This window comes from Actinomyces israelii (assembly GCF_030253495.1).
Taxonomy (GTDB): domain Bacteria; phylum Actinomycetota; class Actinomycetes; order Actinomycetales; family Actinomycetaceae; genus Actinomyces; species Actinomyces israelii.
Genome location: NZ_CP124548.1, coordinates 2457120 through 2478341 on the forward strand (window position 1 = coordinate 2457120; position 21222 = coordinate 2478341).

At 75.2% G+C, this 21222-nt stretch carries 16 protein-coding genes and 2 pseudogenes; 3 read left to right on the top strand and 15 right to left on the bottom strand.

Features of this window, described 5'->3' with window-relative positions; genetic code table 11:
- Positions 1-4: 4 nt before the first annotated feature.
- The 12 genes from AIF0345_RS10215 to dinB all read right to left on the bottom strand — a co-directional run bounded on the left by AIF0345_RS10215 (position 5) and on the right by dinB (position 14837).
- Positions 5-1300, bottom strand: a complete 1296-nt coding sequence (locus AIF0345_RS10215; RefSeq protein ID WP_285296098.1) for a UDP-N-acetylglucosamine--N-acetylmuramyl-(pentapeptide) pyrophosphoryl-undecaprenol N-acetylglucosamine transferase — start codon at positions 1298-1300, stop codon at positions 5-7.
- Positions 1293-2522, bottom strand: coding sequence for a peptidoglycan glycosyltransferase FtsW (locus AIF0345_RS10220; RefSeq protein ID WP_043560684.1), 1230 nt, complete (start codon positions 2520-2522; stop codon positions 1293-1295). The genes AIF0345_RS10215 and AIF0345_RS10220 overlap by 8 nt, the downstream gene beginning before the upstream one ends.
- A 248-nt stretch (positions 2523-2770) precedes the next feature.
- Positions 2771-4270, bottom strand: a complete 1500-nt coding sequence (murD, locus tag AIF0345_RS10225; protein WP_268917364.1) for a UDP-N-acetylmuramoyl-L-alanine--D-glutamate ligase — start codon at positions 4268-4270, stop codon at positions 2771-2773.
- 65 nt (positions 4271-4335) lie between these two features.
- On the bottom strand, positions 4336-5424 hold the full coding sequence (gene mraY / locus AIF0345_RS10230; protein ID WP_268917365.1) for a phospho-N-acetylmuramoyl-pentapeptide-transferase: 1089 nt from the start codon (positions 5422-5424) through the stop codon (positions 4336-4338).
- A complete protein-coding gene (locus tag AIF0345_RS10235) occupies positions 5421-6905 on the bottom strand; it encodes a UDP-N-acetylmuramoyl-tripeptide--D-alanyl-D-alanine ligase (protein WP_285296100.1) in 1485 nt (494 codons plus the stop codon). Before AIF0345_RS10235 ends, mraY begins: the two co-directional genes overlap by 4 nt.
- Positions 6902-8524 carry a UDP-N-acetylmuramoyl-L-alanyl-D-glutamate--2,6-diaminopimelate ligase gene (locus tag AIF0345_RS10240; RefSeq protein ID WP_043560691.1) on the bottom strand — a complete coding sequence of 541 codons (1623 nt, stop codon included), beginning with the start codon at positions 8522-8524 and terminating at the stop codon, positions 6902-6904. Before AIF0345_RS10240 ends, AIF0345_RS10235 begins: the two co-directional genes overlap by 4 nt.
- Positions 8525-8678: 154 nt before the next feature.
- Complete coding sequence (locus AIF0345_RS10245; RefSeq protein ID WP_285296101.1) at positions 8679-10493, bottom strand: peptidoglycan D,D-transpeptidase FtsI family protein; 1815 nt, start codon at positions 10491-10493, stop codon at positions 8679-8681.
- A gap of 7 nt (positions 10494-10500) precedes the next feature.
- The gene (locus tag AIF0345_RS10250) at positions 10501-10947 is read right to left on the bottom strand and encodes a hypothetical protein (protein WP_268917368.1); all 447 of its coding nucleotides are present in this window, start codon (positions 10945-10947) and stop codon (positions 10501-10503) included.
- Positions 10944-12080 carry a 16S rRNA (cytosine(1402)-N(4))-methyltransferase RsmH gene (rsmH, locus tag AIF0345_RS10255; RefSeq protein ID WP_404976011.1) on the bottom strand — a complete coding sequence of 379 codons (1137 nt, stop codon included), beginning with the start codon at positions 12078-12080 and terminating at the stop codon, positions 10944-10946. The genes AIF0345_RS10250 and rsmH overlap by 4 nt, the downstream gene beginning before the upstream one ends.
- A gap of 239 nt (positions 12081-12319) precedes the next feature.
- Positions 12320-12751, bottom strand: coding sequence for a division/cell wall cluster transcriptional repressor MraZ (gene mraZ / locus AIF0345_RS10260; RefSeq protein WP_268917370.1), 432 nt, complete (start codon positions 12749-12751; stop codon positions 12320-12322).
- 316 nt (positions 12752-13067) lie between these two features.
- Positions 13068-13463, bottom strand: coding sequence for a DUF3040 domain-containing protein (locus tag AIF0345_RS10265; RefSeq protein WP_268917371.1), 396 nt, complete (start codon positions 13461-13463; stop codon positions 13068-13070).
- Between the two features lie 117 nt (positions 13464-13580).
- Positions 13581-14837, bottom strand: coding sequence for a DNA polymerase IV (gene dinB, locus AIF0345_RS10270; protein WP_268917372.1), 1257 nt, complete (start codon positions 14835-14837; stop codon positions 13581-13583).
- Between the two features lie 219 nt (positions 14838-15056).
- On the opposite strand from dinB, the gene AIF0345_RS10275 reads away from it, so the two are divergent.
- On the top strand, positions 15057-15806 hold the full coding sequence (locus AIF0345_RS10275; RefSeq protein ID WP_268917373.1) for a spermidine synthase: 750 nt from the start codon (positions 15057-15059) through the stop codon (positions 15804-15806).
- Positions 15807-15891: 85 nt separating this feature from the next.
- Positions 15892-16095, top strand: a pseudogene (locus AIF0345_RS16700) (GntR family transcriptional regulator); the annotation flags it as partial.
- 249 nt (positions 16096-16344) lie between these two features.
- On the opposite strand, the pseudogene AIF0345_RS16705 reads toward AIF0345_RS16700, so the two are convergent.
- From AIF0345_RS16705 to AIF0345_RS10285, 3 genes and pseudogenes are all read right to left on the bottom strand, one after another.
- Positions 16345-17054: pseudogene (locus tag AIF0345_RS16705) on the bottom strand (alcohol dehydrogenase catalytic domain-containing protein); the annotation flags it as partial.
- 123 nt (positions 17055-17177) lie between these two features.
- Positions 17178-17300, bottom strand: coding sequence for a hypothetical protein (locus tag AIF0345_RS10280; RefSeq protein WP_285296103.1), 123 nt, complete (start codon positions 17298-17300; stop codon positions 17178-17180).
- Between the two features lie 85 nt (positions 17301-17385).
- Positions 17386-18309, bottom strand: coding sequence for a proteasome assembly chaperone family protein (locus AIF0345_RS10285; protein ID WP_043560723.1), 924 nt, complete (start codon positions 18307-18309; stop codon positions 17386-17388).
- Between the two features lie 406 nt (positions 18310-18715).
- Here AIF0345_RS10285 and AIF0345_RS10290 point away from each other — a divergent pair, with 406 nt between their 5' ends.
- Positions 18716-21214: a HelD family protein gene (locus AIF0345_RS10290; RefSeq protein ID WP_285297927.1), complete on the top strand. Its 2499-nt coding sequence runs from the start codon at positions 18716-18718 to the stop codon at positions 21212-21214.
- The last annotated feature ends 8 nt before the right edge of the window (positions 21215-21222 follow it).

Here is a 21222-nt window from a genome sequence, read left to right on the forward strand (position 1 = left end):
CGCATCAATCGGCCTCCTGGTCCGCCGACTCTCCGGTGGAATCGGCCTCGGGTCTCGTCTCGGGCTGCGGACCGGCCCCTGGTCCGGCGGCGACGGAGCGGACGAGCGCCGCCAGGCGGGCGGCGGCGTCGCGCACCCCGGTGGAGGCGGCGGCCTCGGCGGCCTCGGCGCGGGCCTCGGCGTCGGCCAGCAGGTCGGTGAAGGACACGATGTCGTCGGCGGCCAGGTCGCCGTCGGGCACGAGGCGGCCCCCGCCGGCGGCGACGGTGTCGGCGGCATTGAGCCTCTGCTCGCCGTTGCCGATGGGCAGCGGCACGTAGAGGGCGGGCAGGCCCAGGGCGGTCAGCTCGGCCACGGTGCCCGCGCCGGAGCGGCAGATGACGCCGTCGGCGCACGCGTAGGCCTGCTCCATGGCGGACAGGTAGTCCAGCACGTGGTAGCGGTCGGTCAGGTCGGGGGCGCACTCGCCCTCGGCGGCGGCCCGCTCCAGGGCGGCGCGCACGGGCGCGTCCTTGTCGCGCCCCGTCAGGTGGAGGATCTGGAGGTCGGCGGGCAGGCGCGCCAGGGAGGAGGCGATGACCTCGTTGAGGTGCTGGGCGCCCAGGGAGCCGCCGGTGATGAGAAGGGTCGGGGCCAGAGGATCCAGGCCCAGGGCGGCCGCGCCCCGGCTGCGGGCGCGCGCGGCCCCCTCGGCGTCGGCCCGTTCGGCCACCAGGGCTCCGATGGCGGGCCGTAGGGGCAGGCCGGTGACCTCGGTGCGCCCCTTGGAGGCCTTCAGGCGGGTCGAGGCGAAGGTCAGGGCCACCGCCGCCGCCCAGCCGGCGCCCAGGCGGTTGGCCAGGCCCGGCCGGGCGTTCTGCTCGTGGATGACCACGGGCACGCCCGCCTGCCGGGCGGCCAGGTAGGCGGGCGTCGACACGAAGCCCCCGAAGCCGACGACGACCTGCGCACCCACGCGCCCGATGGCCCCCCCGGCGGCGGCCACGGCCTTCTGCAGCCGCCGCGGCAGCATGAACAGGTCCCCGGTGGGGCGGCGCGGCATCGGCACCCGGGGCACGTAGGCGAGCTCGTAGCCGGCCTCGGGCACGAGGCGGTCCTCCAGCCCCTCCCGGGTGCCCAGCACGAGGAGCTCGGCGCGCTCGTCCCCGCCGATCGCCGGGTCGCGCAGGGCGGCGGCCGTGGCCAGGAGCGGGTTGACGTGTCCGGCGGTGCCGCCGCCCGCGAGCAGCACGCGCAGCGGGCGGCGGGCCGCGGATGCGGGGGCGTCCTCGGGCGCACCGGTGAGATGGGTGTCAGGCACGGTTCCTCCTGCGGGGGGCGATCACGGCAAGAGTACGGCGAACGGCCGCTCCGCTGGCGCGCAGGGCCTCGGGCGCGCCGGGTTCATTGCGGGCCAGGGCGAGCAGCACGCCTATGCCCATGAGCACCGAGACCAGGGCGGAGCCGCCCTTGGAGATCAGCGGCAGGGGCACGCCGAGCACGGGCAGCAGGCCGACCACGACGCTCATGTTGATCAGGGCCTGCCCGACGATCCAGGCCATGAGGCCGCCGGTGACCACCGAGACGTACAGGGAGCGGGAGCGCCTGATAATGCGCGCGCAGCACCAGCCGATGACGGCGAACAGGGCGATGACGATGAGCGTGCCGATCAGGCCGAACTCCTCGCCCAGGACGGCGAAGATGTAGTCGGAGTCGGCCTGGGTGAGATAGCCCCACTTCTGGCGCGACGAGCCCGGGCCCACGCCCCACAGGTTCCCGGTGCCCAGCGCCCAGCGCCCGTGCTTGGGCTGGTAGCCGACGTCGTACATGTCTCCGTCGTCGGGGCGCCACCAGGCGAGGATGCGGGCGCGGCGGTTGGAGGAGAGCGCGGACAGCAGCGCGAAGGCGCCCAGCCCGAGGCCGCCGAGCCCCACGAACCAGCGCCGGCCCAGTCCTCCCATCCACAGGGCCCCGGCCACCAGCAGCGCCAGCACGACGACCGTGCCCAGGTCCCCGCCGCCCAGGACGAGGACCACCGCCAGCGCCACCGGGGCGAAGATCCATCCGGCCAGGCGCCCGAGCTTGCGCCACGTATCGACCCCCGGCAGGAAGATGTCCTGACGGGTGGTGACCATGGCCCCCAGGTAGAGGCACAGGGCGAGCTTGATGAACTCCGAGGGCTGGATGGTGCCGATGCCGGGGACGCGCACCCAGTTGCAGTTGCCCCCCACGCAGCTGCCCACGCCCGGGGCGTAGACGAGGACCTGTCCGAGGATGGCGAGGATCAGGGCGGGGACGGCGATCCGCTTCAGGAGGCGCACGGGGGCGTGGGCGACGGCGGTCATGCCCGCCAGGCCGACCACGGCGAAGATGAGGTACTTCGCGAACTCGGTGAACGCGTCCTGGCCCTGGGCCGCCACGGTCACCGACTGGACCGAGAAGACCATGACCAGGCCGAACAGGAGCAGGAAGAGAGTGGACAGCAGCAGGGCGTAGTAGGTCAGCGTGGCGGGCTCGCCCGGCCGGGGTCCGTCGCCGCCCATCACCCGGTGCCACCACTGCCGCGGCCCGCGGGGCGCCGGGGCCTCCGAGGTCCTCGGCGTCGTCGAGGCCTCGGGGCTCCCGGCGGACGGCTCAGCCGGCCTGCGGGCCGGCTTGCGGGCAGGCTCAGAGCGCTGGCGCGGGGTCGTCTCGGCCGAGGGCGGAGTCACCGGCCTGCGGGCGCGCCCGAGCCGCGCCACGCCGGTGCGATGGGCTCTGCCGCGCGTGGACCGGCCGTGCGAGCGCGCCATCATGGCCTGTCCCCCGTCCGCTCGCCGCCGAGGAGGGCGCGCGCCGAGGCCGCGAAGAGGTCGCCCCTGTGGGCGTAGGAGCTGAACTGGTCCCACGAGGCGCAGGCCGGGGCGAGCATGACGGTGTCCCCGGGGCGCGCCAGGGCGGCGGCCGCCGCGACGGCCCCGTCCATGACTGAGGCGCTGTCGCCGTCGGCGACGCGGGTCACCGCCAGCCCGGGCGCCCGGGCGCGCAGGGCGGCCAGCACGTCGGCCTGGTCCTTGCCGATCACGACGGCGCCGCGCAGGGCGGGGCGCACCGCGCGCACGAGGTCGTCGAAGGAGGCGCCCTTGGTGTCGCCCCCGACGATCCACACGCCGGTGCCCGCGGGCAGGGAGGTCAGGGCCGCGCTCGCGGAGTGGGGGTTGGTGGCCTTGGAGTCGTCGACCCAGGTGACGCCCCCGCCCTGGGCCACGGTGACGATGCGGTGGGCGCCGGGGGTGAAGGCGCGCAGGCCGCGGGCGACCGCGCCGGGGTCGCGGGCGACCGCCCAGTGGGCCAGGGCCAGGGCGGCGGCGGCCAGGGCGTCGGCGACCATGTGGGCGGGCAGGCGGCCCGCCTCCCCGCCCGGCGCCAGGTGCGCCAGGTCCTCCAAGGTGCCCAGCTCGCGTCCGTGGTGCGGGCGGTCGGCGCACCAGGCCCGGTCGACGAGCACGTCGTCGACCAGGCCGACCTGGCCCGCGTCCGGCGGTCCGGGCGAGAAGCTGATCCTCCAGCAGCCCTCGGCGACGTCGGCCTGCTCGACCATGGCCCGGGTCGCGGGATCGGCGGCGTTGTACACGGCCGCCTGCCGGGCGCGCGCATACACGCGGGCCTTGTCCGCCCTGTAGGCCTCCATGCCGCCGTGCCAGTCGAGGTGGTCGGGCGCGAGGTTGAGGCAGGCGGCGGCCAGCGGGCTGAGCGTGCGGGTGGTGTGGAGCTGGAAGCTCGACAGCTCGACGGCCATGGCGTCGGCCCGGCCCTCAAGGACGGTGGTGATGGTGGGGGAGCCGATATTGCCCACGGCCGGGGCATCGAGCCCGGCCGCGGTCAGGATGGCGGCCAGCATGCCGACGGTGGTGGTCTTGCCGTCGGTCCCCGTCACGACGATCCACGGCACCTCGGGGCGGGTGGCCTGCTGGAAGCGCCAGGCGAGCTCGATCTCGCTCCACACCCGGATGCCGTCCCGGCGTGCGCGGGCGAGGACCGGACCGGTCGCCGGCACCCCCGGGGAGACGATGAGCAGGTCGGGGCGGGCCCGGTCCAGGGCGTCGGCCTGGGCGCGGTCGTCGCCGAGGGTGACCCGCTCGAGCGGCGCCGTCACGGCGTCGGCCGCGTCCCGGCGGGCGTCGAGCAGGTGGATGCGCGCGCCGAGGCCGGTCAGCGCCTCGATGACGGCGAGCCCGGTGCGGCCGGCGCCGACGACGCCGACACGCGCCCCGGCCAGGTCCTTAAGCGTGATGGCGTCGGCGGTGGTCACTGGCGGTCTCGATCCTGGGGTCGTGCGAAGCGGTTGTGAGGAAGACGGTGTGCGCGGCGCCCCGGTCACGACACGAGGTACTCGGTGTAGAACAGGCCCAGCCCCACCACGACGCAGACCCCGGCGACGATCCAGAAGCGGATGACGACGTTGACCTCGGTCCATCCGCCGAGCTCGAAGTGGTGGTGGAGCGGCGCCATGCGGAAGACGCGCCTGCCCGTGGACTTGAAGGACGCCACCTGGATGACGTCGCTGAGCACCTCGGCCAGGAAGAGCCCGCCGAGGATGACGGCCAGGAACTCCGTGCGGCTCAGGATCGACAGGCCCGCCAGCGCCCCGCCCAGGGCCAGGGAGCCGGTGTCGCCCATGAAGATCTTGGCCGGGGAGGCGTTCCACCACAGGAAGCCGAAGCAGGCGCCCATGAGGGCGGCGGCGATCATGGCCAGGTCGCGCGGGTCGCGGATCTGGTAGCACAGCGTGGCCACGACGTCGGGGTGGCCGTAGGCGCACGACTGGTTGGTCTGCCACACGCCGATGAGGGTGTAGGCGGCGAAGACCATGGCCGAGGAGCCGGCCGCGAGCCCGTCAAGGCCGTCGGTGAGGTTGACGGCGTTGGACCAGGCGGTGATGAGGAAGTTCGCCCACAGGACGAACAGGGCCAGGCCCGCCGCCGCCCCGGCGAAGGCCAGGTCCAGGTTCGTGTCGCGCGCGAAGGAGATGCGGGTGGAGGCGGGGGTCAGCCCGTAGCGGTCGGCGAAGCACAGGGCCACCACGGCGAAGGTGATGCCGATGAGCGCCTGCCCCAGCATCTTCTGCCAGGCGCGCAGCCCCAGCGAGCGCTCCTTGGAGATCTTCTCGAAGTCGTCGAGGAACCCGATCAGGCCCAGTCCCACGACGAGGAAGAGCAGCAGCACCCCGCTGGCGCGAGGGGGGCGCAGCTCGATGAGGTTGGCGACCGCGTAGCCGAGCACGGTGGCCAGGATAATGACCAGGCCGCCCATGGTGGGGGTGCCGCGCTTGGTGAAGTGGCCCTGGGGGCCGTCCTCGCGGATGAACTGGCCGTACTGGCGCCGGTGGAGGAAGCGGATCAGCAAGGGGGTGCCGAGCAGCGTGACGAGCATGCCGACGGCGGCAGCGGCGAGGATCGCGGTCATCGGGCGTCCATCTCCTTGAGGCGGTCGGCGATGCGCCAGGCGCCGGAGTCGTGGGACCCCTTGACCAGAACGGCGTCCGCGTCGCGCAGCGGGCAGTCGGGTGAGTCGAGCAGGGCGAGTGCCGCGTCGGCGTCGGGCAGCTCCACGGTGGGCACGCCGTCGGCGGCGGCGGCGCGCGCGGCGGGAGCGGCGCCGCCGCCGACGGTGATCAGCAGGGCCGCCCCCGCCCGGGCCGCGAGCTCGCCGGTGCGGGCGTGGTCCGCCGCCGCGGACGCCCCCAGCTCGAGCATCTCGGAGACGACGACGACGCGGCGCCGGTCGGCGGCCAGGGCGGGCAGGGAGGCCAGCGAGGCCGTCATGGAGTCGATGTTGGCGTTGTAGGAGTCGTCGATCAGCAGGATGCCGCCGCCGTCGAAGGGGACCTCGCGCACGTCCATGCGGTGCGGGCTCTCGATGCGTGCGCTGCCAAGCGCCTCGGCGACGGCCCCGGCGGGCGCCCCGGCCGCGAGCGCGAGGCCCGCGGCGGCCAGCGCGTTGACGATGTTGTGGGCGCCGGGCAGCGCCAGGCGCACGCGGCGGGACCCGGTCAGGCCGGGGGCGTGCAGGTCGAAGGCCGCCCTGGCGTCGTCCCCCAGGCGCACGCCGGTGGCCCGCAGGTCGGCCGGGGCGCCCGTGGCCGAGAAGGTCAGGACGTCGTCCGGAGCGAGCCGGGCCATGGCCGCGGCCCGCGGGTCGTCGGCGTTGAGCACCGCGGTCCCGGTGGCCACCAGGCCGGAGACGATCTCGCTCTTGGCGGCCGCCACGCCGTCGATCGAGCCGAATCCCTCCAGGTGGGCGTGGCCGATCACGAGGACGGCGGCGGCGTCCGGCGGGGCGATCCGGGTGAGGTAGGCGATGTGCCCGGGGGCGGAGGCGCCCATCTCCAGCACGAGGTAGCGGGTGGACTCGTCGGTCTCCAGCACGGTCAGGGGCAGGCCGACCTCGTTGTTGAACGAGGCGACGGGAGCGACGGTGGGCCCCTGCGCGGCCAGGAGCTGGCGGGCCAGGTCCTTGGTGGTGGTCTTGCCCACCGAGCCGGTCACGGCCACGACCGTGAGCGCCTCGCCCCGCGCGGCGGCGCGCTCGCGCAGGTCCACCAGGTGGCCGCGGGCGAGCTCGCCGAGGGCCTCGACGGTGTCGGGGACGACCAGGAGCGGGAAGGCGTCCGGGTCGTGGCCCGCGGCGGCCAGGGAGGCGCGGGCGGCGCCGGGGTCGCTCACCAGGGCGGCCGCGCCCCCGGCCGAGGCGACCTGGCCGACGTGGGCGTGGCCGTCGGTTCGCTCACCGGCGATGGCCACGAACAGGGCGCCCGGGCCGGCCCTGCGCGAGTCGGTGACGACATCGGTGACCGTCCGGGCGGCGGCGCCGTCGTCGGCGCCGGCGAGACTGCCGGCGGGGGCGCCGGCGAGGGAGGCGATGCGGGGCAGGGGGCGGGGGATCATGCGGGCGTCACCGGCCCCCACGTGGCCTCGGCGGCCGCGCGCATGACGGGCGCGTCGTTGTAGCGGATGAACTTCCCGGCGACCTCCTGGAAGGGCTCGTGGCCCTTGCCGGTGACGATGACGGTGTCCTCGGGCCCGCATATCTCGACGCCGCGGCGCACGGCGTCGCCGCGGCAGGTGGTGATCTCCTCGACGTCGGCCAGGTCGGGGCGCACCGAGCGCACGCCGGCCAGGACGGCGTCGCGGATCGACTGGGGGTCCTCGCTGCGGGGGTTCTCGTCGGTGACGACCAGGACGTCGGCCAGGCGGGCGGCGACCTCGCCGAGCATGGGCCGCTTGCCCCTGTCCCGGTCGCCGTCGGAGCCGAAGACGACGATGAGGCGGCCCGGGGTGATCTGGCGGACGGCCTTGAGGGCGAGCTCCAGGGCGTCGGGCGTGTGGGCGAAGTCCACGATGCACAGCCCGCGCACGCCGTCGCGGTGGGTGATGCGCTGCATGCGCCCGGGGATGTTGTGGGCCCTCGCCAGGGCGGCCACGGCGGTGTCGGCGGGGACGCCCGCGCGCATGGTCATCACCAGGGCCAGGGCGGCGTTCTGGACGTTGACCAGACCGGGCAGCGGGCAGGATGCCTCGACGCGCTCGGAGTCCGGGCCGTGCAGGACGAAGGTGGTGGCGGAGTCGGTCATGGACACGGCGGCGTCGCTGACCCACCAGTCGGCGGGGGCCGCCTTCGATCCATCGGCGCCATCGGCGGGGTAGGCTCGCAGGCGGTCCACGGGGATCAGGCCGGCCCCCTCGATGCGGTCGGCGAGCCGGCGCCCCCACTGGTCGTCGACGCAGACGACGCCGCGCCGGGCGTGCTCGGGGGTGAACAGCAGGGCCTTGGCGTCGAGATAGGCCTCCATGGTCTTGTGGAAGTCGAGGTGGTCGCGCTGCAGGTTGGTGAAGCCGGCGACGTCTACGACTGTGCCTCCCAGGCGGTGCAGGACGATCGCGTGGCTGGAGGCCTCCAGGCTGGCGGCCCCCACGCCCTCCTCCACGGCCAGCGCCATCATGCGCTGGAGGACGGGGGCCTCCACGGTGGTGCGGGGGGACTCGATCGACAGGCCGCCCACGCGCAGCTCCACCGTGCCCGCGACCATGCACCCGCCCAGGTGGGCCGTCAGGATCGCGTCGTTGAAGTAGGAGGTCGTGGTCTTGCCGTTGGTGCCCGTGACCGCGGTGACCGTCAGGCGCTCGGCGGGGTGGTGGTAGACCTCGGCCGCCAGGGGGCCGGCGACGGCGCGCGGGTCGTCGGCGATCAGCACGGGCACCTGCGGGAGCGAGGCGCGGACCGCGGCCGCACCGGCCTCGTCGGTGAGCACCGCGACCGCGCCGGCCGCGACCGCCTCGGGGGCGAACTGCGCGCCGTGGTGGGTGAATCCGGGCAGAGCGACGAATATCTCGCCGCGGGCGACGTCCGCGGAGTCGACGCTGACGCCGGTGACGGCCAGGCCGTCGGGCGCCTCCGCCCCGGAGGCGGGGCGCAGCGCGAAGCGCGTAGCGAGGTCCTTCACCGTAACCGGAGCGCTGTGGTGCGGACGCAGCGCGGCAGCCGACTCGTACGCGTGGTTGCTCATGGTTCCTCAATCTATCGTGGCCGGAAGGTGACGGCTCGCGCCGCCGGAACGTGCAGGGGACCGCGCAGGTCGAAGGCTACGCCCTGGTCACGGCCCAGGTGACCGTCACGGGGTGCGCTCCCCCACACCGAGCGGCCCGCGCGCCGGGGCTCGGCTAGCCGTGGTCGCCGGCGGCCTGGGCGGCCTGGGCGGCCTCGGCGTCGGCCTGCTCGGCGGCCTGGGTCGCCGCGATGGACGGATCGGGCGCAATGCCCAGGGAGTGCATGGTGGCGAGCGCGATCTTGCGGAACACCGGGGCCGAGACCGTGCCGCCGTAGGTGTCCCGGGGTCGGTAGACGATGACGGCCACGGCGATGGCGGGGTCGCGGGCGGGCGTGAAGCCCACGAAGGAGGCGACCGTGCCGTCCTCGGTGAGGATCTCGGTGGTGCCGGTCTTGCCCGCCACCAGGTAGCCGTTGATCGAGGCGGCCTCCGCGGTGCCCCCCTCCTGGGTGACGCCGATGAGCATCTCCGTGAGCGCGTTTGCGGCGGGCTCGGAGATGACGCGCTCCCCCTCCGGAGCGGTCTGAGGAGTCTCCTTTCCCTTGGGGTCGATCCAGGCGTCGATAATGCGCGGGGCGACGCGCACGCCCTTGTTGGCGACGGTCGCCAGCACCTGGACGGCCTGGAGCGCGGTCCCGGCGATCCCCTGGCCGAACATGGTGGTGTAGCTGGTCCGGTCGTCCCAGTCCTCGGCGGCGCCGAGCATCCCGGCGGACTCGGCGGGCATCTCGATGCCGGTGAGGCTGCCGAAGCCGAAGCGCTCGATGTAGGAGTGGCGCACCTGTGCCGACAGCTTCTCGCCGATCTGCACGGTGCCGACGTTGGAGGACTCGGCCAGCACCTGGGCGGTGGTCAGGCTCTGGGTCGGGTGCTCGTGGGAGTCGCGGAAGGTCTGCCCGTTGGCGGCCGTCCACGTGTAGGGCACGGTCCACGAGTCCTCGGGGGTGATCGCCCCCTCCTCCAGCGCGGCGGCGAAGGTCATGACCTTGCCGACGCTGCCGGGCTCGAAGATCGCCTGGACGCTGCGGGCGGTGCGGTCCTCCTCGGCGGTGGCCTGGAAGTCGGCCGGGTTGACCGCGTTGGAGTCGGCCAGCACGAGCACCTTGCCGGTGGAGGGCTCCATGACCACCGCGCACCCCCAGTCGGCTCCCTGGGCCTTGACGACCTCGTCGATGGCGTCCTGCGCGATGGCCTGCAGGTCCGGGTTGACGGTGGTGCGCACCGTCGTCCCCGGCACCGCCTCGACCTCCTCCTGCTCGCCGGTGGGGATGATGGCCCCGGTCTTGCCGATCTCGACGCTGCCCTCGCCGTCGACACCCGTGAGCTGCTCGTTCTGGGTCAGCTCGAGGCCGGCGGTGCCGATGAGGACGCGGCCGTCCCCCTCATAGGTGTATCCGAGCACGTTGCCGGCCACCTTCCCCGCCGGGTAGGTGCGGCGGGTGCGCTGGTCGGGCTCGACGCCGGGGATGGCCAGCGCCTTGATCTGGCGCCAGGTGTCCGGCGAGACGGCCTCGGCGATGACCGTGTAGGGGGACTCCCCGACCATCTGGGCGCCGAGCTCCTGGGCGTCCACGCCCAGGATGTCGGCCATCTGCCTGGCGGCGGCCGCCGCCCCGTGCCCGACGACGGCCTGCGACTCCTGGCCGGTGGCCGGGTCGACGCGGTCCTCGGTCTGCTCGTACTGGGCGATCTTGAGCTGGTTGACGCCGATGTCGTACGAGACGGCGGAGGAGGCGAGGACCGTGCCGTCACGTCCCAGGATCTCCCCGCGGGGAGCGCGGTTGACCCAGGTGACGGTGCGCTCGTCCTTGGCCCTGGCGGCGAGCTCCGGGCCGGCGACCACCTGGAGCCAGGCGGTGCGGCCGGCCAGGGCGGTGAACCCGGCCAGGCCCATGACCTGAAGGGCCCGACGGCGGCTGGGGTTCACGGGGTCCCTACTTGGAGTCCGCCGTGGCGGCGGTGCCGCCGGACAGGGTCGAGCTGGACAGGTCGATGACGCCGGGGGCCGCGGCCGGGACCATGCCCAGCGCGGCCGCCCGCGACGCGAGCGCGTCGGGCGAGGAGGCCTCCTGGACGTCCGAGCGGACCGTCTCGATGTGGTCGTTCAGGACGTTGAGCTCGGCCTGCGCCGCCTTCATCTTGTAGGCGGTGTCCGCCATCTTGGCGTTCAGGAGCATGGATGCCGCCAGTGCTCCCACCAGGATCGCGACGACCACCAGCAGAAACGGCAGGGTGGATCGCGCCGGGGCGACCCCCCGGACGACGCGGAGCCGGGGCTGCTCCCTGACCTGCTTGACCTGGTCGCGCGCCGTGGAGCGCCGACCGGATGGGGCGATGTCGTCGGTACGTGGACGGCGGACTCGGGCCGCGGCTGTACTCATCTGCCTCTCCTTCCTTGTGCGGGCGTTCGGGCGGGATGGGGGCGGGGTCTGGGGGCGGGCTCCGGCGCGGGGGCCTCGGCGGCGGGGCGGATGCGGGTGGCGGCCCGCAGCCGCACGGACGCGCTGCGGGGGTTGGCGGCGAGCTCGTCGTCGTCGGCCCTGACCGCCCCGCGGGTGGCCGGCTCGAGATAGGGCAGGGCGTCCCGGGGCACGACGGGCAGTCCCGGGGGCGCCGACGGCGAGGCCCCCGCGGTGAGGGCCCGCTTGACGATGCGGTCCTCCAGGCTCTGGTAGGACTCGACGACGACGCGCCCGCCGACCCGCACGGAGTTCAGCGCCCGGGGCACGGCGCGCTCGAGCAGCTCCAGCTCGTCGTTGACCGCCACGCGCAGCGCCTGGAAGGTCCGCTTGGCCGGGTGGCCGCCGGTGCGGCGCGCGGCGGCGGGCACGCAGGCGCGCACCAGGTCCGCCAGGGCGTCGGTGGACCTGACCGGGTCGCCCGCCTCGCGCCGTCGCACAATGCCGGCGGCGATGCGCGAGGCGAAGCGCTCCTCGCCGTAGGCCCTCAGGATGCGGGCCAGCTCGCGCTCCCCGGCCGTGTCGAGGAGGTCCTGGGCGGTGGGCCCGCCGGACTGGTCCATGCGCATGTCCAGGGGAGCGCTGCGGGCGTAGGAGAAGCCCCGCTCGGCGCGATCGAGCTGGAGGGAGGAGGCTCCGAGGTCCATGAGGACCGCGTCGACGACGCCGTCCCACCGTCCGGCCGCTCCCGCGGCCTCGCGCGCGACGACGTCGACGCGGTCGTAGGTGGTGCGCACCGCGCGGAAGCGCTCGCCGAAGCGGTCCAGCCGCGAGCACGCCAGCGCGATGGCCTCGGGGTCGCGGTCGATCCCGACGACCGCGAGGGTACCGAAGCGCTCCAGAGCGGCCTCGGCGTGCCCGCCCATGCCGAGCGTGCAGTCGATGAGGACGGGGCGCTCGGGCGCCCCCGCCCCGGTCAGGGCCGGTGCGAGCAGGTCGAGGCAGCGGTCCAGGAGGACGGGCGCATGGAGCTCGGCTGCCCGCCCGGCGCCGGGTCGAGCCGCCGGGGCGGCCCCGGGGCGACCGGCGGAACCGGAGTCGACGGCTGCTCCGATCTCGTTCACCGCCTCCTCCTTCCTGGTCGGTCCTGCGGGTCTGGATGGTGCGCGAGCGGGCGCGAGCCACTGGGCGGGCCCGGCCCTGTCCCACCAGGACTCCTCCCGCGTGTTCCGGCGCCGGGGAAGTGGCGTCGGATGCTGCGGCGGGCGGAGACCTCACGGGACGGGGCCGCGGGTGCTCGGCACGGGTATCGGGTATGCGGTTGTGCTCGCGGCGCGCGGCCGCGGAGCGATGGTCAGAAGAAGCCGGGGATGACCTCCTCGGCGGTGTCGGCGAAGACCTGCTCCTGCGCAGCCAGGTAGGTCTTCCAGGCCTCGGCGTCCCAGATCTCCACGCGGGCTCCGGCGCCGATAACGGCCAGGTCCCGGCTCAGCCCCGCGTAGGCCCGCAGGGAGGCGGGCAGGGTGATGCGCCCCTGCTTGTCCGGGATCTGAGAGTCCGCGCCCGACAGCATGACGCGCACGTAGTCGCGCGCCTGCTTCTGGGCGAGCGGAGCCTCGCGCAGCTGGGCGTACATGCGCTCGAACTCCGCGGCGGTGAAGACGTAGAGGCAGTGTTCCTGTCCTCGGGTGAGAACCACTCCCCCGGCCAGCTCGTCCCGGAACTTCGCCGGGAGGATGAGTCGTCCTTTCTGATCGAGGCGGGGGGCGTGGGTGCCCAGGAACATTGAGCATCCCTCCTTCCCCACCTCGACGATCCAATGGGCCCCACAGTACTCCACTTCCCTCCCTTTTCTCCCACACCAGGCGTCGCATCCGCGTCACGCTCCCGTCTCAGAAGGCACGAAGTCGCCGTTTTCCGCGGTGGAGCGAAGTGGAGGGGAGCCGGTCGGCGGTCGTCCTCCGGCGTGGCGCCGCCACCGGCCGCGGACGTGATGTCAAGCACAAGAAGCCCCGTCACCGGGGGTGACGGGGCTCGAAGAGCTGCGGGTGGAGGGAAGTGGAGGGATTCAGGACCGGGTCGGGGCCCGGCCGGGCCTCAAGTCAGTCCTCGCGGCTGCGGCGCCGGTCCCAGCGCTCGGACTGGCGGCCCATGAACGATGATCCGGCGGAGCGCCCGCCGGGAGCCCCTTTGCGCCGCGAGCCCCGGGAACCGGGGGAATCGACCCGGGTGAGCATGAGGGTCACGCCCCACACCGCGAGCCCGAAGCCCGCCACGCCCAGGAAGATGGAGGCCACCGAGTGACCCACGGCCACTCCCGTGATCACGAGGGCCAGCCCCACCAGCACCAGGGCGGCGCCCGCGCCCACGTGGCGCGGCGAGACCCGCCCCGCGGGGACCTCCGCGCTGTCCATCGTATGAGCCAACGACGGGTCCTCGACGTGAAGCTGCTCCTCCAGATCGCGCAGCACCTGTTGCTCACGCTCTGACAACGCCACAGCGCACCTCGCTTTCCCGAGTCTCGTGCTCCGGTGGCGGCGCCGCGACAGGTCGGCCCGCGCCGGCGCGGTTCCGGACACTTCCAGGATAATCGGTGAGCGTCGCATCTGGGAAACTCATGGCGCCGATCCTGGGGCCGCGGCCCCCGGGGGCGGACCGGCAGGCGGGTCCAGGAGGCTCGCGGGGGCCAGGGCCCCGGCGCCCCAGCGCCGGCGCACGGCGTCGGCGGCGCGCTCGGGCGCCCCGCGCCGGGGGTCGTCGTCCAGCAGGAGCTGGACGCCGTCGTCGGGGCGGGCCAGGTCCTCGACCCTGACGCCCAGCAGCCGGAAGCCGCCCCCCGGGGTGGGCAGGGCGTCGAAGAGGCGCTCGACGACGGCGAACAGGTCGCGGGCCAGGTCCGTGGGAGCCGACAGGGTGCGCGAGCGGGTGACGGTGACGAAGTCGGCGCCGCGCGCCTTGAGCACGACGACGCGGCCGCGCAGCTCGCCCGCGCGCAGGCGGGCGGCGCACTGGTGGGTCTGGTCGAGCAGGACGCGGCGGGCGTGGGCGCGGTCGGTGATGGTCTCGAAGAAGGTCGACTCGGTCCCCACGGACTTCTCCTCGCGCCCCGGGCTCACGGGCCGCGGGTCGATGCCGTGGGCGAGGTCGTGCAGGTGACGGCCGGCGGCGGGCCCGAGGATCTTCTCCAGGCGCCGCACGTCGGTGGCGGCCAGGGCCCGCACGTCGCGGATCCCCCAGCGCTGAAGGGCCCGGGCGCTCTTGTCCCCCACCCCCCACAGCGCCCCCACCGGCAGGACGTCGAGGAAGTCCTGGGTGGCGTCGGCCGGCACGAGCAGCATCCCGTCGGGCTTGGCGTGGGAGGAGGCGAGCTTGGCGACGAACTTGGTGGCGGCCACGCCCACCGAGGCGGGCACGCCGATGCGATCGCGGACCTCGGCGCGGATCCAGCGGGCGATCGCGACCGGCGGGCCCATGCGCCGGCGCGCTCCGGAGACGTCGAGGAAGGCCTCGTCGACGCTGACCTTCTCCGTCAGCGGCGTGACCTGCTCCAGGATGTCCATCACCCGGCGCGAGACCCGGGAGTACAGGCCGTGGCGCACGGGCAGGACGACCGCCTGGGGGCAGCGCCGGTGCGCCTCGGTCATCGACATGGCCGAGGCCACGCCGTAGACACGGGCCTCGTAGGAGGCGGCCGAGACGACGCCCCGCCCCGCGGTCCCTCCCACAATGACGGGGCGCCCGGCGAGCTCGGGGTGCTCGAGGAGCTCGACCGAGGCGAAGAAGGCGTCCATGTCGACGTGGAGGATCGGCGTGGCGGAGTCGTCGTCGCCCCAGGAGCGGCGCGCCGCCTGCGCGCGAGGGGACCGGCTCATGACCGCCTCCCGTCCTGCGCGCCCTGCGAAGCCTGCACGGCCGCCCCGGCCGCGCGGCCGGGGGGCCACCGGCCCGCCCGGTCGCATCCACGATAGCGTGGGCCTGTGGCACCCAGGCGGTCGGCTAGAGGATCCGCCGGCCGGCCTGGCGGGCGCACCCGCCAGGCCGGCCGGGCGGCAGGGGCGTCGCTGCCGCTGCGGGCGCTTCCCTCGTCCCCGGTGCGCACATCTGCGGCGACCGCCGAGCTCCAGGTGCGCGACCGCGGGGTCCTGCTCCTGCTGGACGGCGCGGAGTCGTCGTGGATCGACCTGCACGACCCCGCGCACCTGGACTTCGAGTACCTTCAGCAGATGGACGCGGCACTCACGGCGCTGCGCGGCGAGCGCGAGCCGGTGCGGGCCGTCCACCTGGGCGCGGCGGGGTGCGCGCTGGCGCGGGCCTGGGACGCCACGCGCCCCGGCTCGACCCAGCTCGCGGTGGAGATCGACGCCGTCCTGGCGCGGCGGGTGCGGGAGTGGTTCGACCTGCCGCGCGCCCCGCGGCTGCGCATCCGCGTGGGGGACGCGGCCCGGGTGGCGGCGGACCTGCGCGCGGGCGAGTGGGACGTCGTCGTGCGAGACGTGTTCCGCGACGGCGAGGTGCCGGCCGCCTGCCGCGCCCCAGAGCTCGCCGCCGCCTGCCGCCGCGCGCTGGCGCCCGGTGGCCTCTACCTCGCCAACACGGCCAGTGCGCCCGGCGGGCCGCGTCGGACGGTCGCCGGCGAGCTCGCCGTCGCGCAGCGGGTCTTCGGCGGGGTGCTGGCGGTGGCCGACGCCGCGGTCGCCCGGGGCCGACGACGGGGCAACCTCGTGATCGTGGCCCGCGACGCGCCCTTCACGGCCCGCGAGGCCGACGCCGTCGAGCGGGCGGTGCGCCGCCTGCCGCTGCCCGCGCGCACCTGGCGCGCCGCCGATCCGGCCCTGTCCTGACCGCTGCCGGCCTCCTCGCCGTCGGCCGCGCCGGGCGACCGCTCCCCGCCCGCGAGATGCCCCGAGGCCGAACCCTGAGATCTCGCTGGAGCGGACAAGCACGAAGCCCCTCTTCGCGCAGGTCGCCCAGTCCCTGAGTGCCGCCATCGCGTCGGGCGACTTCCGGCCGGGACAGCAGATCCCCACCGAGCCGGAGCCGGCCACCACCTATGGAGTGATCCGAATCATGTTCCGTCGCGCCATTGAGGAGCTCTGCCAGCACGGCCTGCTGATCAAGCGGCAGGGCAAGGGCGCCTTCGTCCGCGAGAGCAAGACGGCCAGGAAGATCGCCGCACATCTCCAGCTTCTCCGAGTCCTGCCGCGCCAGCAGCATGGTCCCGTCCGCGGGGGTGCTCAGGAGGGAGCTGCTCGACTCGCCGCCGCCGGACGCCCCGCCCCGCCGCGGCGGGCTCACCCGATGCGCCCGGCGTACTCCCGCATCCACGGCGCGTCCTGCTCGGACAGGTCGATCGCGAGGGCCCGGACGTCCCGCCCCGGCGGTCCCGAAGACCACGTCCGCGCCGTAGCGCCCGACGATCTGGCGGATGCGCCCGGCGACGTCGGCCTCCCGCGCGTTGACGGCGGCGCCGGCCCCGAGCCGGAGGGCCTTGTCCAGGCGCCGCTGCTGGAGGTCGACGGCCACCACGCAGCGGGCCCCGGCCATTCTCGCCACCACCGGCACCATGAGCCCGGCCGCTCCCGAGCCGAGGACCACGACGGTGCGGCCCGGCAGCGAGCCAGCCATCTCCACGGCGTGCGTCGCCACGGAGGCGGGCTCGACCAGCGCGCCCTCGTCCAGGCTGAGCGCGTCGGGCAGGCGGAAGTCGAGGTTGGCGGGATGGACGAGGTGCTCCGTCAGGGCGCCCCGGTAGCCGGGGGCCGTCGCCGTGAAGTCCACGTCCGGGCAGGTGCTGTAGTGGCCCGACAGGCAGAACTCGCAGGCGCAGAAGGGCCGCCCCGGCTCGATACAGACGCGGTCGCCGGCCTTGAGGCCGGCCCCCGCCCGACCTCGACGACGACGCCGGAGGGCTCATGGCCCAGCCCGGCGCTCCGGCCGGGCTCCGGCGGGACGCAGGGCCCGAAGCCGTGGATGTCGGAGCCGCGCACGCCGACCCGGGCGATCTTGATCACCGCCTCGTCCGGTCCCGGCGCGGGGCGCTCGCACGCCTCGATCACCATGCGTCCGGGCTCCCCGAGCAGGGCCCGCATGCTCTCGGTCGTTCTTCCTGGTTGGGCTCTCGGTCATGTCGTTCTCCTGACTGCGAGCGGGCGGGGGCCGCGCCGCCCGGGGCAGGGCCGTCAGAGGCGGGCGGCGGGCCCGCCGGCGCCGCCTCACCGGCCTGTGGGCCAGGGCGAGACCGGTCTGCCGGTCAGCCACGGCGCGAGCATCGCGGCGGGCAGGGCCGGGCCGGCGCACCACGCGCCCAGGGCCGCGGTGGTCGTCGAGGCGATCATGGCGGACCGGCGCGCCGGCAGCCGTCCGGACAGCGCCCCGACCGGCTCACGACCGGCGCGCGACCGCAGCCTGCCAGGGCGTGTCTCAGTCCTCCCGGCGGTCGTCGAGGTGCCAGGCGTCCGGATCGGCCTCGGCCGCCTGGAGGAAGGCCTCCAGGCGCGCACCGATCTCGTCCGCGGAGGGGACCTCCACGGCCCGCGCCAGGTCGGCGCCGCTCACCGGCGCGACGGCGTCGTACTGGGCCTCCAGCGCGCTGACGACGGCGGCGACCTCGGGCTGCCCGGCCGCCTCGGCGTCGATCTCGGCGCGGTTGATGCTGGCGGCCGCCTCGAGGTCGCCGACCGGCAGGGCCAGGCCCGTGGCCTCCGAGACGGCGGCAAGCAGGGCCGCCGCCCCGGCGGGGTAGTCGTCGCGGGCCACGTAGTGCGGGATCCCGGCCGACAGGCCGCGCGAGTCGAGCCCGGCCTGCCCGAGCCGGAGCTCGAGGAAGGCGCCCATGGAGCCCGGGACCTCGACCCGGCCGAAGAAGTCGGGCTGGTCCGGCAGCAGCTCGGGCCGGTTGCCGTGGTGGTGGACGTAGGTGGGGCGCGTGTGCGGGGTCGCCAGGGGGAGCCCGGTCATGCCCACGGCCTGGGACACGCCCATGGAGACCACCAGGTGCGTGACCGCGCCGACGAACTCGTTCCACCGGAAGTCGGGCTCGGCCCCGTGGAGGACGAGCAGGTCCTCGCCCTCGTCGTCCTGGAAGAGGTCCAGGACGAGCTCGGGCACGACCGCGCTCTCATAGGTGTGGGTGGCGTATGTCATGACGGGCCGTCGGGCCCGGTAGTCGACCAGCGTGTCGACGTCGAAGGTGACCATGCGCTCGTGGGGCAGGGTCATGAGCAGCTGCTCAATGGCGAGGGCGCCGGCGTGCCCGGCGTCCATGGCGCCGTCGAAATGGTGCAGGAGCACGCGCGGGGACGCCGGGTCCCCGGCCGGGTGCTCGACGGTGTACAGCGATCCCACTGCTCCTCCTCTCGCGCTCGAGGCGCCTAACCACGATGACGGTCATCACGGGTGCGCTGGGCGCACCGGCGACAGCCGCACCACCAACGGGTGCAACGCCCGGCGCCCGCGGCCTGTTCCCTCGGCCCGGGGGGCCGCGCCGCATCCGATACCGCGATCGTGTCACATCTTGGATGTCTTCGTCGTCGACGTCGTTGAACACGCCCGGCCAGGAGAATAATGAGTCGCCCTGCGAACCGCGGCGAGCCCGACGGCTCGCCGGCACAGCCCCGGCGCATCCGCGCCCGCCCGCCGTCCTCAGTGAGGTCATGTGACTCAGCCCCGCCACACGCACGTCTCCCCCGCCGAAGCCTTCACGCCCGCCCAGCCGGAGGGGGCCGCCGTCGGGGCCTCCCGCGAGCGCGAGATCGCCTCCGAGCAGAGGGTCGTCGACCTGGCCTACCGCGAGCTCGACCGCCAGCTGGCCGAGGCCAGGCGCTCCCTGGCGGCCACGGAGGCCCGCGGGGGCAGCGGCACCCACCAGTCCCGCGGGGAGAGGGACGCCTACGCCGTGCACTACACGAACCTGATCTCCTCCCTGGAGGGGGTCGAGGACCGGCTCGTGTTCGGCAGGATGGACCTGGACCCGCGGGCCGTCGCCGCCCCGGCCTCCGCCGGACCGGTCACGGACGCCGGGAGGCGGCACTACGTGGGGCGCACCGGGCTGCGGGACGCCCAGCACCGCGAGGTGGTCCTGGACTGGCGCGCCCCGCTGGCGCGGGCGTTCTACCAGGCAACCGCCTCCGACCCGATGGGCCTGGTGCGCCGCCGGCACATCGAGACCCGGCAGCGCGCGGTCCTGGGGGTGGAGGACGAGCTCATCGACGTCGGCGGCCTGGACACGGCCTCGACGAGCGGCGGGCGGGCGGCGGCGACGGGCCTGCAGGGCGAGGGCGCCCTCATCGCCGCCATGAGCACGGCCCGCGACGGGCGCATGAGCGACATCGTGGCGACGATCCAGGCCGAGCAGGACCGGATCGTCACCTCCGACGGCACGGGGGTGCTCGTCGTCCAGGGAGGACCCGGCACGGGCAAGACGGCGGTGGCGCTGCACCGGGTCGCCTACCTGTTCTACTCCGAGCGCGAGCGCCTGGAGCGCTCCGGCGTGCTCCTGGTGGGGCCCTCGCGCACCTTCCTGCGCTACGTGGAGCAGGTCCTGCCCTCGCTGGGCGAGACCGGCGTGGTCTCCACCACGCCGGCGGACCTGGTTCCCGGGGTTCGTGCCCGCGGTGCGGAGACGGCGGCGGCGGCCGAGGTGAAGTCCCGGCGGGTGTGGGTCAAGATCCTGCGCCGGGCGGTGCGGGACCTGCAGCGCGTGCCCGACTCGCCGCGCCCCATTGTCGTGGACGGCACGCGCTTAGAGCTCGATCCCGAGGACGTGCGCGAGGCGATCGGTCGGGCCCGCCGGTCCGGCAGGCCCCACAACCTGGCGCGCGAGACCTTCGTGCTGTGGCTGCTGGAGCGCCTGACCGACCAGCTCGCCGCCGCCACCCACCGGGACGCCTCGGACGCCGACACGCGCGCGTGGATCCGCGAGGACGTCCGCACCGCCCGCGACGCCCGCCGCGAGATCAACCTGTGCTGGATGCCCACGACGCCGGTGGGCCTCCTGGAGCGGCTGTGGGCGCGCCCGGCCCTGCTGGAGCGCCTGGCGCCCGAGCTCACGGCGGCGGACCGGGCGCTGCTGGAGCGCGCCGCCGGCGCCGAGCCGACCCCGGCCGACGTGCCGCTGATCGACGAGCTGGCCGAGCTGCTGGGCCCGAGCCAGGACGCCCAGGCGCACCGGGCGCGCCTGGAGGCGCGCCGCCGCCAGGAGCTGGTCTCCTATGCGGCCCACGCGATCGCGGCCCAGGACCTGGGCGAGGGCATGGTGAGCGCCGAGATGCTGGCGGACCGCGTGGAGGCCCCCGGCCCCTCACTGACCCTGGCGGAGCGGGCACGGGCCGACCGGACGTGGACCTACGGGCACATCGTGGTCGATGAGGCGCAGGAGCTCGGCGCCATGGCGTGGCGGGCCCTGGCGAGGCGGTGCCCGGTGCGCTCCTTCACGGTGGTCGGCGACCTGGCGCAGTACTCGGGGCCGAGCGCCCCGGGCTCGTGGGCCGACGTGCTGGCCGCGCTGGGAACGCGGGCGGCCACGCCCGGCGCAGCCGGCGGGGACAGCGGAGCCGGCGGGGTCGCGGAGGATACGGCAGACACGGCGGAGGCGGACGGCGGGCCGGCCGGCTCCACGCCCCTGCGCCAGGAGGCGCTGACCGTGTGCTACCGCACGCCGGCCACCATTGTGGCCGCGGCGGAGGATGTGGCGGCCGCCCTGGGGCAGCCGCCGGTCTTCCCGGTCCGCTCGGTGCGCGACCTGCCCGACTGCCTGGCGGTCGACGACCCGCTCGACCGGCCCGGCGCCGACGGCGCACGGGACGAGCAGGCCTGGGCCCGGGCCCTGCGCGCCGCGGTGCGCGAGGAGTCCGCCGCCCTGGACCGGGCCGTGGGCGCCGACGGCGGTCGGATCGCCGTCATCACCCCGCGGCCCGAGGAGGACACCGCGATCCTGGAGGACGACCCGGAGCTGGCGCGGGCGCTGGCGGCCCCCGGCGGGGACGTGCTGCGCAGCCGCCTGGCGGTGATGGCGCCGCGGCTGAGCAAGGGGCTGGAGTTCGACGTCGTCGTGCTGGTGGAGCCCGCCGTCGTGGGCGGGGCGAGCCCCGGCGACCTGTACGTGGCCATGACGCGGCCCACCCGCCGGCTGCGGGTGGTCTCCCGCGGTCCCCTGCCCGAGGGCCTGCGGCGCCCATGGGCGCCCGCCGACCGTGAGCGGGACGACACAGGCGCCTCCGCCGCCCCCGCCTGCAGACCTACGCAACCGTAGGTTACGGT